14 protein-coding genes are annotated in these 14,155 nt (G+C 68.2%); 1 reads left to right on the top strand and 13 read right to left on the bottom strand.

What is annotated here, in order from left to right:
• Positions 1–37 precede the first annotated feature (37 nt).
• From ACFY0U_RS25880 to ACFY0U_RS25850, 7 genes are all read right to left on the bottom strand, one after another.
• Positions 38–466, bottom strand: coding sequence for a hypothetical protein (locus ACFY0U_RS25880; RefSeq protein ID WP_388639568.1), 429 nt, complete (start codon positions 464–466; stop codon positions 38–40).
• Between the two features lie 4 nt (positions 467–470).
• Entirely contained in the window at positions 471–857 is a 387-nt protein-coding gene (locus ACFY0U_RS25875; protein WP_046262351.1) for a roadblock/LC7 domain-containing protein, read from the bottom strand.
• A gap of 78 nt (positions 858–935) precedes the next feature.
• Positions 936–1,790: a MarR family transcriptional regulator gene (locus tag ACFY0U_RS25870; RefSeq protein ID WP_388639566.1), complete on the bottom strand. Its 855-nt coding sequence runs from the start codon at positions 1,788–1,790 to the stop codon at positions 936–938.
• A 255-nt stretch (positions 1,791–2,045) separates the two neighbouring features.
• Entirely contained in the window at positions 2,046–3,380 is a 1,335-nt protein-coding gene (locus ACFY0U_RS25865; protein WP_388639564.1) for an AI-2E family transporter, read from the bottom strand.
• Between the two features lie 152 nt (positions 3,381–3,532).
• The gene (locus tag ACFY0U_RS25860; protein WP_388639562.1) at positions 3,533–4,234 is read right to left on the bottom strand and encodes a transglycosylase SLT domain-containing protein; all 702 of its coding nucleotides are present in this window, start codon (positions 4,232–4,234) and stop codon (positions 3,533–3,535) included.
• A 401-nt stretch (positions 4,235–4,635) separates the two neighbouring features.
• Entirely contained in the window at positions 4,636–5,961 is a 1,326-nt protein-coding gene (locus tag ACFY0U_RS25855; protein WP_388639561.1) for a PhoH family protein, read from the bottom strand.
• Positions 5,962–6,276: 315 nt separating this feature from the next.
• Positions 6,277–7,050: an isoprenyl transferase gene (locus ACFY0U_RS25850; RefSeq protein ID WP_388639559.1), complete on the bottom strand. Its 774-nt coding sequence runs from the start codon at positions 7,048–7,050 to the stop codon at positions 6,277–6,279.
• Positions 7,051–7,781: 731 nt separating this feature from the next.
• Between ACFY0U_RS25850 and ACFY0U_RS25845 the strand changes: the two genes are divergently transcribed.
• A complete protein-coding gene (locus ACFY0U_RS25845) occupies positions 7,782–8,984 on the top strand; it encodes a winged helix DNA-binding domain-containing protein (protein WP_388639558.1) in 1,203 nt (400 codons plus the stop codon).
• 84 nt (positions 8,985–9,068) lie between these two features.
• On the opposite strand, the gene ACFY0U_RS25840 is transcribed toward ACFY0U_RS25845, so the two are convergent.
• The 6 genes from ACFY0U_RS25840 to ACFY0U_RS25815 form a co-directional block, all read right to left on the bottom strand.
• The gene (locus ACFY0U_RS25840; protein WP_388639556.1) at positions 9,069–9,896 is read right to left on the bottom strand and encodes a methyltransferase domain-containing protein; all 828 of its coding nucleotides are present in this window, start codon (positions 9,894–9,896) and stop codon (positions 9,069–9,071) included.
• 88 nt (positions 9,897–9,984) lie between these two features.
• Positions 9,985–10,857: an LLM class flavin-dependent oxidoreductase gene (locus tag ACFY0U_RS25835; protein ID WP_388639554.1), complete on the bottom strand. Its 873-nt coding sequence runs from the start codon at positions 10,855–10,857 to the stop codon at positions 9,985–9,987.
• A gap of 128 nt (positions 10,858–10,985) precedes the next feature.
• Entirely contained in the window at positions 10,986–11,693 is a 708-nt protein-coding gene (locus ACFY0U_RS25830) for a hypothetical protein (RefSeq protein WP_388639553.1), read from the bottom strand.
• Between the two features lie 24 nt (positions 11,694–11,717).
• A complete protein-coding gene (locus ACFY0U_RS25825) occupies positions 11,718–12,332 on the bottom strand; it encodes a hypothetical protein (protein ID WP_388639551.1) in 615 nt (204 codons plus the stop codon).
• Positions 12,333–12,451: 119 nt separating this feature from the next.
• Positions 12,452–13,807, bottom strand: coding sequence for a hypothetical protein (locus tag ACFY0U_RS25820; RefSeq protein ID WP_388639549.1), 1,356 nt, complete (start codon positions 13,805–13,807; stop codon positions 12,452–12,454).
• Positions 13,804–14,127: a hypothetical protein gene (locus ACFY0U_RS25815; protein WP_388639548.1), complete on the bottom strand. Its 324-nt coding sequence runs from the start codon at positions 14,125–14,127 to the stop codon at positions 13,804–13,806. The genes ACFY0U_RS25820 and ACFY0U_RS25815 overlap by 4 nt, the downstream gene beginning before the upstream one ends.
• Positions 14,128–14,155 lie beyond the last annotated feature (28 nt).

The raw sequence follows: 14,155 nt of genomic DNA, 5'->3' as shown, positions 1-14,155 counted from the left end.
GGCCCCTCCGGGTGACGGAGGGGCCCTTTCCGTGTGCTCAGAGGCTGTACTCCTTGACCACCCGCCGTACTTGGGCGAACAGCATGCCCACGTTGACCGACTTGCGGCAGACGACCACGGCCACCACGTCCTGCTGCTCCATCAGCCGCACGAACAGGTGGGTGAGGTTCTCGCTGTTGACCAGGATCTCCTGGAAGAAGTGGTTGTCGCTGCTGATGCCACGGCGTTCCTTGAAGACGTCCTCGATCATCACGACCGTGCGGCCCTGGAAGAGGTCGAGCGTGGCACCCGCCAGCAGGTCGAGGACCTCCGGCGGATGGTTCTCGACCGTCTCGTAGGACAGCAGCATGCCGGTGGACATGTCGACGACGCCCGAGGCGACACAGTCGGGGGCATCGGTACGCAGTGACTTGACCAGGCCCATCACCTGGTCGGAGAAACCGGGGGTCATACGCTTCGTCGCCATCCCTTCAGACTCCTTCCGCTGCCTTGTGCGTGAGGATCGAGCCGATACGGTCGAGAGCGGGCTGGGTCGCCCGGTGCAGTCGGTCCACGTCCATGCCCTCGTCACCGAGGACGACCATCAGGGCGGTGTCACCGACCGCGTAGAACGCGGCGCAGCCGTGACTGCCGTAGGTCACGGTCTGGCGCAGGGTGCCCCGGGCGGTCGCCTGGGCGGTACGGCGGGCGAGACCGAGGCCGGCCGCGGCGAGGGCGGCGAGGCCCTCCGGGTCGATGGAGTCGGCGGTGTCCGCCGCGATGAGCAGCCCGTCGGCGGCGGCGACCGCGGTGTCGGTGATGCCGGTCACCTGTTCCCGCAGTCCACGCATTTCCAGTGCCAGTGCTTCGTGATCCATGTATTCAACTCCCCAATTTCTGTTCGGATCTGATCGGCTTTTTCATTCGGGGGCTTGGCCGGGGGTCAATTCGGGGGCTCATTTGGGGGCTCCGTTTCGCGTCCGGAAGAATCCGCCGGGTTTACGGCGGGGCAGGGTGCCGGGGACGAGCGGCGGGGCGGCGGGCGGCGACGGGTCGCGCTGGCGCACGCCCTGGCCGTCGGGGATCGGGCGGACCGGAATCGGGGTGGGTGCCGCCGCGCACTCCAGGAGCCCCTCACCGAGCATCCGGGCCATCTCGACGGTGACGGTGTAGACACCGCGCCCGGTGCGGAAGGCCAGGTCGCGGGCGGTGCTGCGGCCGTCGGCGTGGCTGAACAGCTCGCGCTGGAGCACGGTGAGCGGGCCGGCGTCCCCGCCCGGGACCGGACGCGGTCGCTCCCGCTCGGGGTGCACGGGGTGGGACAGCGCGGCCAGGGCGGTGAGCCTCCGGGTGGCCTCCCGGAGCAGCCGGTTCGACATCTCGCCGACGGCGACCGTGGCGAACGGCTCGGTCTCGGCGACACGTTCACAGCCGTGCACCCGGCCGGCGAGGACGGCGAAGACCGCGTCGTGCAGCGCCATCACACACACGACCTTGAGCTGGGCGGCCCCGGCATGACCACGCGCGATCAGTCCAGCGGCCGGCCAGCGCGCGCCGCCCGACTCCCGTACCAGCGCGGCCCATTCCTCCCCGCTGACCCGGCCCGAGCGCAGCAGCAGTGCCTCGGGGCCGGGGGCGCCGGGACTCTCCGCGCCCACGACGAGCCCGTTGCGCAGATGGAGGGTGCCGCCGGGAGCTCCGGCCACTCTCAGTTCCCCGGTGAACTCCTCGCGCCCGCACAGCGTCAGGGCGTGCGCCAGCAGGTCATGACCGACCTGGTCGAGGTCGAGGGGGTCGTGAAGGCCCGACATCACTCCCCCTGGCATTTCGCACATACGCCTGGCGCGTAGCACTCAGGGGGGTATGTGTATCAGCCGCGAGGCATATTTCGGCCGGGTTATTCCGAGCTGCTCCCAGCTGTCGGAAATTGAAGCGCGGAGGCGTTCAATTCGCTTTGTTCGGGGCTCATTTGAACGATTCCCAGACGACTGTCTCCGAACCGCGGGACGTCTCGAGTCTCCTCCGGTGCGGAGACGGCGCCGGACAGGGCGGGCTCCGTCCCCCGCTCACCCCTGGTGGGTGGGGCCCTCCGTGGGGCCGGGGTCGTCCGCCGGAGGGGTCACGGGGGCGACGCCCACCGCTGTGGCGCCCCTCGGCCGAGGCGACTGCTTCAGGGCCTGTTCCAGGGAGTACGACCGCAGATAGCCGACCACGGTGTTGGTCACCGCGACCAACGGCACCGCGACCACCGCACCGCCGATCCCCGCGACCATGCCGCCCGCGGCGACCGACAGGACCACGGCCAGCGGGTGGACCCGGACCGCGCGGCCCAGGATGAACGGCTGGAGGATGTGGCCCTCGATCTGCTGCACGGCCAGCACGACCGCCAGGGACATGACCGCCGTGAACACACCCTGGGTCACCAGCGCGACGACCACCGCCAGCGCGCCCGAGACGACCGCGCCGACCAGCGGGATGAACGCGAACAGGAAGATGAAGACCGCCAGCGGAACGGCCATCGGGACACCCAGGAAGTAGATGCCCAGGCCGATGAAGATGGCGTCGATCAGAGCCACTATCACCGTGCCGCGCACATAGGCCGTCAGCGTGCGCCACGCGCGCGGACCCGCACCCGCGACGCCCGGCCGCGCCGCCGCCGGCACCAGCTTCAGCGTCCACTCCCAGATGCGCTTGCCGTCGTAGAGCAGGAAGAGCGTCGAGAAGGCCGCGAGCAGGATGCCCGTCAGCGCCTCGACGACGACCGTCACACCTTCCAGGCCCGCCGACGTGATCTGGTCCGTGTTCGCGCCGACCGCCTCCCGCAGGTTCTCGGCGATGTCGTTGATCTGCTTGTCCGTGACATGGAACGGGCTGTTGAGCAGCCAGTTCCGCAACTCGTCGATGCCGTCCTGGACCTGGTCGGAGACGTTGTCGATGTTCTCCATGACCTGCCAGGTCACGAACCACCCGATCAGGCCCATCACGACGAAGCCGAGAATCGCGGTGAGCGCGGTCGCGAGGCCGCGCGGCACGCCGTAGCGCCGCAGCCACGACACCGTCGGCTGGAGCAGCGCGGTGATCAGCAGGGCGGCCACGAAGGCGAGGACGACGAGTTGTACGGCGCTGATGATCCGCATGAGGACCCAGACCGTGCCCGCCAGGACCAGCAGTCGCCAGCCGGCCTCGGCGGCGACGCGCATGCCCCAGGGGACCGCCTGCGCGGGGTCGGGGCGGGGAGCCGCGGCGGGGGGTGCTTCGTCGGTGGGCGGCGGGGGCTCCTCGGGAGGCGAGGCCGCCTCCTGGTCCTCGCGCTCCGCCTCCGCTCGGCGCTCGTCCAGCCGGTCGCCCATCTCGGTCAGTCCGTGGCCGAGCCGACCGAGCCACTCAGGCACTCGCGACATGATCCGTTTCCGTCCCTTTCCCCCGTCGTTCCCCACCACTCCCCCCTGGAGCCTGTGAGTCGTCCGTCAGACCGTACAACAGGGCGAAAGCCCCTCACCGTAGGACGGTGAGGGGCTGCGCGGGGTTGAGCGGCGGCCGGGGCCGGGCGGCTCTAGTACCAGTGGTTGGCCTGCCAGAAGGACCAGGCCTCGCACGGGCTGCCGTAGCGGCTGTCCATGTAGTTGAGGCCCCACTTGATCTGGGTGGCCGGGTTGGTCCGCCAGTCGTCACCGACGGAGGACATCTTGGAGCCGGGCAGAGCCTGGAAGAGACCGTAGGCGCCGGAGGAGGCGTTGACCGCCGTGTAGTTCCAGCTGGACTCGTGGTCCACGATGTTGCTGAAGCAGGTCCACTGACCGCTCGGCACCATCTGGCGCGCCATCGCCTGGATCTGCGCGGTGGTGTACGAGCTCTGGACCGGGAAGCTGGAGGCGTCACGGGAGGCGGCGGCCTTGGCCTCGGCGCGCTCCTTGGCTTCCTGCGCCGCCTTCTCGGCGGCTTCCTTCTTCTCGACAGCCGACTTGGCAGCAGCCTTGCGAGCCGATTCCTCGGCGTCCTTCTTGGCACTCGCGTCGGCGGCGATGGCCTGGACATTGGCCTGCTGCGTCAAGGACGCGGTCTGCACCTGGGCCTGCTGGCCCGCGGGTATGTCCGCGAGGAGCGTCGAATCGGCTACTGCCGCCTCGGCGTCGTTCGTCTGCGCGGTGCTGCCCGAGGCAACGCCGACGACGCTTCCGACAGCGGTGACCGCGGTGGCAGAGGCCACTGCGAATCCCCGGACCGAAATCGGACTCACACGGTTTCCTTCCAGCATCGCCCGCTTCGGTGACCCTGGCGGACGCAATCTTGCCCCTGACGCTGACCTCCCAACTGCTGGGTCACGGGAGGTTCGGGCCCGGTGGGCAACTCCCGTGAGGGAGGCGCCGCATGGTGCTCGGGCGGCATACGACGTCGACTATGGAGTTGAAGCTGGTGTTGCTGTGGTGCCGTACCGCTGGGGGTACAGGTGTGTCGTATGCGGGGCCTGACAGGAGTGAGACTCTGCCGTAACCGGACGTCGAGTGGCAATTCTGAGTTGCGTGTGAAAGCTCACACCTCGTTTGCCCCAGGGGATTTCAGGAAACCCGCACACGCGGAGGCGCCGCCCGGCTAGGCTCACTGCCTTTCCGAACGGCGCCAACTACTGCGTAACCCTGGTGAAGTTGGACGACAGGGTCAGATCTGCCCGTCCTCCAGCATTTCGGTCACAAGGGCGGCGATCTGGGACCTCTCGGACCGCGTCAGCGTGACGTGGGCGAAGAGCGGATGTCCCTTCAGCTTCTCCACGACGGCGACGACACCGTCGTAGCGCCCCACCCTCAGATTGTCCCGCTGGGCCACGTCATGGGTGAGAACCACCCGCGAATTGGCACCAATGCGGGACAGAACGGTGAGAAGCACATTCCGTTCCAGCGACTGCGCCTCGTCCACGATCACGAACGCGTCGTGCAGCGAGCGTCCGCGGATGTGGGTGAGGGGCAGGACCTCGAGCATCCCGCGCGCGGTGACCTCTTCGATGACCTCGCGGCTGGCGACCGCGGACAGGGTGTCGAAGACCGCCTGCGCCCAGGGGCTCATCTTCTCGGACTCGGAGCCCGGCAGATAACCCAGCTCCTGGCCGCCGACCGCGTACAGCGGACGGAAGACCATGACCTTCTGGTGCTGGCGGCGCTCCAGGACCGCCTCCAGACCCGCGCACAGCGCGAGCGCCGACTTGCCGGTGCCGGCGCGGCCGCCCATCGACACGATCCCGATGTCCGGGTCGAGCAGGATGTCCAGCGCGATGCGCTGCTCCGCGCTGCGCCCCTTGATGCCGAACGCCTCCCGGTCACCGCGCACCAGGCGGATGTTGCCCTCCGGGCTGACCCGCCCCAGCGCCTTGCCGCGCTCGGACTGGATCGTCAGACCCGTGTGCACGGGCAGGTCCGCGGCGTCGGGGACGTAGACGTGGCCCTCCTCGAAGAGGATGTCCACCTGTTCGCCCGGAAGGGTCAGTTCGGACATTCCGGTCCAGCCGGAGGAGCCCGTGATGGCGAGCTCGGCGCGGTACTCCTCGGCGAGGAGACCGACCGAGGAGGCCTTGATCCTGAGCGGGAGGTCCTTCGAGACGACGGTGACGTCGAATCCCTCGGCCTGCAGATTGCGGGCGACCGCGAGGATGCGGGAGTCGTTGTCCCCCAGGCGGTAGCCGCTGGGCAGCACGCTGGGGTCCGAGTGATTGAGCTCGACACGGACGGTTCCGCCGAGATCCCCGATCGGGATGGGGGCGTCGAGTCGGCCGAACCGCACCCGGAACTCGTCGAGCAGCCGCAGTGCCTGCCGGGCGAAGTAACCGAGCTCGGGATGGTGCCGCTTGGCCTCCAGTTCCGTCACCACGACGATGGGGAGCACGACCTCGTGCTCGTCGAAGCGGTTCAGGGCGTTCGGGTCGGCCAGCAGAACGCTGGTGTCGAGAACATAGGTGCGCCGGTCTGGCATACGGCGCTTTGTGCTGGTCACCACGGAAGGACGTACCCCCTCGGATGAGGTCGGGGAGCGACGGAGTGGAGCTGGACCGGTCGACGGCCGCGATGCGCGGGCCGAAAACCGGCCCTCCACTGCTTCTTCCGTGCTGTGACCGCACGGTAGAGCTGGTGCAAAGGGCCTCCCGGGCGAACGGCTCCGGCGCCGTCCGCTGAGATCCGACACCCGTGGTTCGGGTGTCGACCTGCTTGGCTTATGCCCTCGAACATGCGGTGCCATGCCAGCGCATATGACGGCGCGCTGGTGAACTCCTTGTTACTTCCGCCCCAGAGGGGGTGGTCGGCGCCGCGCCGATCAGCCGCCGTAACGGCGGTGGCGCGCCGCGTAGTCACGCAGGGCGCGCAGGAAGTCGACCTTGCGGAAGGCCGGCCAGAAGACGTCACAGAAGTAGTACTCGGAGTGGGCCGTCTGCCACAGCATGAATCCGGACAGCCGCTGCTCGCCGCTGGTGCGGATCACGAGGTCGGGGTGAGGCTGGTCGCCGGTGTAGAGGTGTCGGCCGATCGCGTCGATGGTGACGGACTCGGCGAGGTCCTCCAGCGAGGTGCCCTTGTCGGCGGCGTCGAGCATCATCGACCGCATGGCGTCGACGATCTCCTGGCGACCGCCGTAGCCGATGGCGAGGTTGACGAGTATCCCGTCGACGTGCGCGGTCGACTCCGCCGCCTCCTTGAGCGCCATCTGCATCGGGGAGGGCAGCAGGTCGGGGGTGCCGACGTGGTGCACCCGCCAGCGGCCGTCCGCGGCGAGGGTGCGTACGACGTCCTCGATGATGCCGAGCAGCGGGCCGAGTTCGTCCTGGGGCCGGTCGAAGTTGTCCGTCGACAGCAGCCAGAGGGTGACGACCTTGACGTCGGTCTCGGAGCACCAGCCGAGGAACTCCTCGATCTTCTCGGCGCCCGCACGGTGGCCGTGGACGGTGCTGGAGCCGGCGGCCTTCGCCCAGCGGCGGTTGCCGTCCATGATGACGCCGATGTGCCCCGGCACCTGAGCGTGGTCCAGGTGGCCTTCCACCCGGCGTGCGTAGAGCCTGACCAGCAGGCCGCGCAGCTTGTCGCGCAGGTTCACGTTCTTGTCAGCCCCTCCGTACGGCGGTCCCCGCGGGCGGAAGCCTACCGCTGCGGTGGAGGGGGACTTGAGCACGGGTCGAGCGGGCGGTCCCGCCGAGGCGGTCCAGGGGCACCTCGGCGCACAAAAAAACGGGCCGGTCCGTGGGGGGGGAGACGGACCGGCCCGAGGGGGGGTTTCCACCATAACCCTTCGTAAGTGATGCTGCGTGCATCGGCGTGCCACAACTACTCTCCGGAGTCGTGTGGCGACGGCCCGATGGCCGGGAAAGGCCGCGTTCATGGAGGATTCGTGGCCGAATCACGGCGGATTCCCAGGGCAATCGGGTGGGTTCCGCGGAGATCCGGAGGATTTGGGGCGGCTTGCGGAGTACTCGGCGAGTTGTTCTCGCATCCCCCACGTGGGTGACCCGGCCACAAGCCCCCGATTGACGCCGGTGAGCCGTGAAGGCAGGGCACCGCGCAGCCCCCTCCGCTGCGCGGCGCCACCCCGCGCAGCTTTGCTCGCGCGAATTACCTTGGTCTGAACTTACGTGAGATCAAGGTAAGAAGCGAGCTGACGGTGATAACGATGTGGAAACCTCGTGAATCCCATGGATGCGAAGGGGGGATGGGGCACTGATGCGATGATTGCCCGATTTGCGCAATGGTGATGCCTACTGGCGATCGCACATCCCTACCGGGGCCCTGAAGAGGACACCGGCTGACCTCGTTCCGTCCTAGCGTCGACACATGACGGTGAGGATCACATGGACCGAGGCGAGCGCGCGCCGACTCGAACGGCAGTTCTTGGCCACTTCCGCGAAGCCGGGCGTCCCGGCCGCCGACGTGGTCGCCACGATGCTCGGGGCGCATGCGCAGGTGCTGTCCGCGGCCGAGTTGTCGGTGGGGGTGCGGACCGAGGGGACGACGCGGGCGGATGTGCGCGAGGCGCTGTGGCAGGACCGGTCACTGGTGAAGACACACGGCCCGCGCGGGACCGTCCATCTGCTTCCCACGGCCGAACTCCCCCTCTGGTGCGCCGCGTTGCCGGCCGTCCCGACCGGGTCGGTCTTCACACCCGACGTACGGGTCAGCGAGGAGCAGGCCGAGCAGATCGTGGCGGCGATCGGGGACGCCCTGGACGGGGTGTGCCTGACCGTGGACGAACTCGGCGAGGAGGTCGTCGCGCGCACCGGCGCCTGGGCCGGTGACCTGGTGATGCCCGCCTTCCAGACCCTGTGGCCGCGCTGGCGGCAGGTGCTGCACCGGGCGGGCTGGGCCGGCGCGCTGTGCTTCGGCCCCAACCGGGGCCGCAAGGTGACATACACCCGCCCACCGCACTTCGACCCGCTGCCGGCGGACGACGCCGTGCGGACTCTCGTACGCCGCTATCTGCGCGCCTACGGGCCCGCGACCCCGGCGTGGTTCGCCAAGTGGCTGGCGGCGCCCGGCGGTTGGTCGAGCGCGCTGTTCGGGCGGATGGCTCAGGCGGGGGAGATCGAGGAGGTCGACTTCGAGGGGACGGTGGCGTGGGTGGTGGCGGGGGACACGGAGTTCCCCGGGGGCGGGGGCGGGACCGGGGCCGGGGCCGGGGGTCGCGATCGGGTGCGGGGGGTGCGGGGGGTGCGGGGGGTGCGGCTGCTGCCGTACTTCGACTCGTACGGCATCGCCGCCCAGCCGCGTGAGCTGCTGTTCCCCGGTGCCGCGTACCAGCGGGCGCTGGCGGGCGGCCAGGCCGGCAACTTTCCGCTGCTGCTCGTCGACGGTGTGGTGGCGGGGGTGTGGCATCAGCGGCGCCGGGGGCGTCGTACGACGGTCACGGTGGAGCCGCTGCGACGGCTTACCGCGCGGCAGCTGCGGGAGTTGGGGGAACGGGTGGAGCGGGTGGGTGAAGTGCTGGAGGCGGAGGCGGAGTTGGTGGTGGGGGAGGTGACGGTGGGGCCTCATGCGTGATGGATCGCTTGGGCGCATTTGGGCTTGCTTGGGATTTTTTTGTCCTATTTGGGTCTATTCGAGCCTATTTTGGATGATTTAGGCCTACTTTGGTTTGCGGGCGTCGATGAGGTGGCGGGTGCTGTGGGCGACGAACGGGCCCTCGGACTCGATCCGCTCGTGCAGGGCGCGGAGTTGGGGCTGATACGTCTCGACGGTGAAGCCCGGCACCATCCACACGACCTTGCGCAGGAAGTGGACGACGGCTCCGATGTCGTGGAACTCGATGCGCAGCCGCTCCGCACGCAGGTCGACGATCTCGAGCCCGGCGGCCTCGGCGCCGGCGCGTTCACGGTCGGGGTGGCGGACCGCGCTCTGCTCGGCGGGGAGCGGGCCGAGGAAGTGCTCGACGAGCTCGAAGACACTGCGCGGGCCTACGTGCTGGGCGAAGTAGGTGCCGCCCGGCTGGAGCACGCGCGCGATCTCCGGCCAGTTGGGGGCGACGGGGTGCCGGCTGGTGACGAGGTCGAAGGCCGCGTCCGCGAAGGGCAGCGGGGCGTCCTCGGGCGAGGCGACGACGGCGACGCCGTGGGGGCGGAGCAGTGCGGTGGCCTTGGCCACGTTGGGCGGCCAGCCTTCGGTGGCGACGACGAGACGGGGCACGGAGGAGCCCTCCGCCGCTGTTGCCGCCTTCGCCTTCGCCTTTGCCGCCTTGCTGAGGGCGAAGTCCAGGACCTCCCCTCCCCCGGTCTGGATGTCCAGCGCCGCGGTGGCCCGGGAGAGCCGCTCGGCCTTGGCCACGGCGTACCCCCACGAGGGCCGCGCCTCGCTGGCCCGCCCCTCGAACCAGGAGAAGTCCCAGCCTTCGGTGGGCACGGACGCGCCTTCGGCGACGAGGGCTTCGTAGCTGCGGTGGGGGTGGTCGGTCGGCATGAGGGGATCGTCGCAGGGCGGGGCCGGGGAACGCCGCTGATTTTCATGGGCGGACCACCGCAAGGCGCCCCCGCTCGCGTCCGTCCCGTCAGGACACCAGCGGCCGGACTTCCTCGGCGACGAACCGCACGAAGCCCTCCGGGTCGGGCTCGTCCCCCGTCGGTTGCAGGATCACCGTGTCGGCCCCGGCCTCCGCAAGCCTCTGTACGGCCTTGGCGACGGCACCCGCGTCTCCGGCGACACCGAGGTCGGGAACGTCGGCGAGCCCCTCGTCGGCCAGCTCGGTTTGGAGCCGGGCGGCGGCGTCGACGCCGGTGGCGGTGAGGAGGTAGACGACGATCCGGTGCGCATCGGCCCGCCCAGCCGACTCCCGCCCCTCATCGACGAGCCGCCGAGCCCGTCGTACGCCGTCGGCCGGGGTGCCCGCGGTGAGGACGGTCCCATCGGCGGCCTCCCCCGCCAGCCGCAGCGAACGGGGCCCGGTGGCCCCCGCGAACACGGGCACCGCCTCGGCCGGCGGCCAGTCGAGCGCCACGTCATCGAGACGGACGTATCGCCCCTCGACGCTCACCCTCTCCCCCCGCAACAGCGCCCGCAGCGCACCGAGGTACTCCCGCAGCAAAGTCACCGGCGACTCGACCCGCGCCCCGACCTGCCCCATCCAGTCCTGCACACCATGCCCGACCCCGACGACCGCCCGCCCCGGAAACATCCGGTGCAACGAGGCAACCTCCATCGCGGTGATGGCGACATTCCGCAACGGCACCGGAAGAAGCCCGACACCGACCCGCACCCGCTCGCTCCAGGCAAGAGCCGCGGCGGCCGTGGAGATACCTCCCTCACGAAAGCAGTCCTCCCAGAGCCAGAGCTCTTCGAGACCCGATTCATCAGCGAGACGAACGATGTCACGCAGTCGCTCGGGGGGCAGTTGGGGACGGAACACAGCGCCGAGTCCGGTCATGGGGGTCTTCCTACCGAGGGACGCAAGCGCAGGCAACTTCTTTACAGGATCGCGAGCGACATCGGTGCCCCCGGGCACCTTTGACGGCGACTGACCTGCAACGGCTTACGAAGCTGGGAGAAAGCCAGTCATCGACGCTGTCCGTCTCGTCCTGCCTTCTGTTCGCCCGTTCCAGAGGCGAAGGGGTCCTCGAAACTGACCGTCTCCGCCATCGTGCGCAGAATCGTCCGGTATTCCTCGCGCCGGGCGACAGAAGCCGTGCTCAGGGTGAGAAGCGCCAGGCTGGTGCCGTCCGGGTGCGGAAGGTGGGCATGGATCTGGAGGAGCGGATTCCGTGGAAGGCCGGACTCGACGGTCGGAGTGCGGAGCGTTTCGCTGAACGAGGCCGGACCGCAGGCCAGTTCGGCGTATTCGATGTGAGCGTGGCCTTCGGCCTCGGTGATGGCCCTCGCGGCAGTGACTGCTCGTGGCGCCCAGGACGTGTCCACCCAGGTGATGGTGAACATGGAGAGCAGCGCACCGCCGACACTGTTTTCCGTGTCGTCGTTGTGCACGCCTACAGAACAGTGAACCGTGCCTTCATCGGTCAACTTCCGGAACATTTGCTCAGCTGCGGCCAAAGTGGTGACGAACTGCTGGCGGGATTCGTCGTCGGGCGCTGTGTCGAGGACTGGTTCCATCGCCTTGTGAAACCGCTCGGACGCGGCGGTTTCCGGGGACGCGACAAGAGCAGCAAGAGAAAGCGCCGTGAAACCTGCGGGCAGCGCGAACCAGATGCCGTCTCCAGGTTCTGTAGCGCTTGGATCGATGACCAGGTTGGGTTCTTGCGTCGTCATGGTCTGGGGGCCGCGTGCCCTTCGTTATGCGTGAGTCTGGGATGTGCCGTCGAGGTGCACGGCTCCGGCACGTCGGGCCCGATCGACATCGCTAGTGTTCGCTGCCCAGTTCTCAGGAACGCTGCGGCTGTCGAAGACAGAGCGTTGATAGAGCAGGTGAAGCCGCTTGGGCTCCGTGCCGCCTCGACCAGGCGCAGCAACGACGGCGAGAAATCGGGGGTCACCCGCGAACCAGAGGGGTTCGATCTGCGCCCGCCGATGCGGCTTGGTGCGAGGACCTTCCAGGCGCTTCAGCCACCAGTGAGAGCGATGGTGTTTGATGAATACCAGGGGGATCTTCTGATCGAAGTCGGCCGGGTTACGGAGTTCGAACCACATTCCGTCTTCCTGGGCATCCGGATGTTTACCAAGCCCGCTGGGTACCGCTTCGAGCAGCTGCCATGGATACTCCCGAAGAACGCGGCGCATTCGGTAAGCCCACGGGAAATAAGTGAGCTGGATGACGAACCGGTAGAAGGAGTACAGGATGAAAGGAAGGAACACAAAGACGAATGCCTGTGATGTGTACACCACCATGACATAGAACAAGCCCGGGTAGGCGACGGTCCATCCGAGCTGCCCGAGAACGTTCATGGTCATGTGCTTCGCCCATGCGGAGCGGGTGGGTTGATGGTCCCAGGCGGTGGGGTGGTCCGAGGGGCGCATGGGGGCTGCTTTCCTATCCGACGGGAGGCTGAGCGAGGACGACGCTGATCCTGCTACTGGAAGATACGGCGGACCAAGTCCACGGACTCGCCGACATCGACCGGTCCAAGGAACGTACCGTCGACGGAGGTCGCGACCTTTCCGGCAGTGTCGTTCTCCAAGGAGTCGACGAGGCTGGCGGACAACCCGTACGTTGCCGTGGCCAACCCGGCCCAAGGGGCACTGGCTTCGGCGACTCGGATGGTGGGGGCCAGTCGAGGGGCCTTGAGAATCGCCCATTCCGTGAACGGGTTCCTCAGATTTGTCAGCTCCTTGGCGGCCTCCATCGTCTTTCCGCCTCCGGCGGCCAGCCGCTGGCCGAGCGTGAGCGCTTCGCCTCCCGCCCCAACACCGCGAAGAGCAACCGGCAGCCCCTTTGCCACAGCGCCGATCCCTGGCAATGTGCCCAGCACGTCGGCCGTCAAGCCCACCATGTTGCTCCAGAAATCGGCGTCGAGCTCACCCTTGGTGAAGCCGTCTTTGAGCGATGCCCAGATCTCCGGTTTCATCATCAGCTTGGACGCGATGGCTCCTGCGCTGAGGGCGGCCGCAGCAAGCAGCAAGACAGCCGCGGCCGCGCCGCCCGTGGCTACGAAGAGTGCCACGATGCCGACAACGGCCGCCGTCCAGCTGAGAATGTCCGGCAGGTTGTCGGTGATCCAGTCCAGCGCCTTGTCGAAGAATCCCGGCTCGTGCGGTGCCAGCTTCTCTGTCGCGTCGACAATCTTTCCTGCCCGGTACCTGGCCTTCTCCTCATGCTCCTCGGCCAGCTTCTTCGCCTTGCCGATGATCTTCTCGAGTTCGGCCTGGGCCGCGTCCACGTCACCGTTGGCGTTGGTCAGTGCCGTCTTCGCGTCGTCTTGGCGGGACCCCTTCTTGTCCAAGTCCGGGTCGTTCTCCGCCTTGGTCGCACGACCTTTCGCCGCGTCCAAGGAGGCCTGCGCATCCTTCGCCTCGTCGTCCAGCTTCTTGGCGCGACGCTGGAAGTCTTCGAGTTCGCCTTCCCAACGGTTCAGTTGCCGAGCCGCTTTACGAATGGAGTGCGCGGCGTTCTTGAGGTTGAGTGGCAAGGGGCCGCCGTCGAGCTGTTCCCGGAACGCGACAGCGGCATCGCCCTCCCAATAGCTGCCCTCCATCAGCTTGGTCACCAGCTCATGAGACTGCTCCAGGACCTTGGCGCAGTTCGCAAGCTTCTTGTAGAGCTCACGGACGGTATCCGTACTGCCCGGTGTGGGATTGAAGCCCAAGTGTGGGTAGTTGGGGTTCGAGACGCCCGGGCGCGACTTGAGACCCTGAGGCTTGCCGAGGTCCGCACGAGCCTGCGGGTCGAGGAACCCGCCCGACTGCTCGAGGCCGGGGGTGTAGGTCACTTCGAACCTCCCCCCTTGCCCTTGCCTTCCTTCGCCTCTCGCAGAGCTGCCTCCAGCGCCTTGTCGACCTCGTTGAAGCCTTCTTTGCACTGGCCAATAATCTTTGCGAGGTCCTCGGTCTGCTCACCGATCTGCTCAGTGCCGTACTTCCAGTCCTCCTGGAAGCTCTCGCACGCTGAGTCCAGATCGTCCGTGCCGAGACCGCTGACCGTCGCGTCGCTCAGCGCCTTACGCAGTCCTTTCAACGAGTCGCTCGACTTCTTAAGCGACTTCATGAAGTGCGCAAGCTCCGTGTCATCAACAGCCAGCCGATCAGCCACACCCGTGCCCTCTCCCCGCCTCAACCGA

This window comes from Streptomyces sp. NPDC001536, from assembly GCF_042894505.1.
Lineage (GTDB): Bacteria > Actinomycetota > Actinomycetes > Streptomycetales > Streptomycetaceae > Streptomyces.
The sequence above is the reverse complement of the archived record's forward strand: the minus strand, read 5'-3'. Positions and strand labels throughout refer to the sequence as shown.